Genomic DNA, 362 nt, shown 5'->3' with positions numbered 1-362 from the left:
TCCCGGACGAACGCGGTGGTCCTGGCCACGACCTCGCCGGGGGTCCGGCCGAGCGGGCAGCCCAAGGCGACGCAGGCCCGGGCGTAGCCGGCGAAGCTGTCGTCGAGGGCCGTGACATCGTTGCGCGCGGTCCGCCGCTGGTCGGTGGCGGGGTCCACCAGGCCGTCGAGGACGAAGCGGCCCACCCGGCCGGGGAAGAGGTGGGCGTAGTGCTGGCCGAGGTACGTGCCGTAGGAGAAGCCCAGGTAGTGCAGCCGGGGCTCGTCGAGGGCGGCGCGCAGCAGCTCCAGGTCGCGGGCGACGCTGACGGTGTCCATGTGGGCCAGCAGGGGGCCGCTCGCCCTGCGGCAGCTCTCGCCCTG

Annotated in this window: 1 protein-coding gene; it reads right to left on the bottom strand. The window is 75.1% G+C overall.

Annotated elements, in window-relative coordinates:
* Positions 1–362 (bottom strand): alpha/beta fold hydrolase (locus tag LE181_RS32005; protein ID WP_225665118.1); only part of this gene is annotated, 362 nt, incomplete at both ends.

Origin of the sequence: Streptomyces sichuanensis, from assembly GCF_020328095.1 — a bacterium.
Taxonomy (GTDB): domain Bacteria; phylum Actinomycetota; class Actinomycetes; order Streptomycetales; family Streptomycetaceae; genus Streptomyces; species Streptomyces cinnamoneus.
This window is presented reverse-complemented; position numbering and strand designations above follow the sequence as displayed.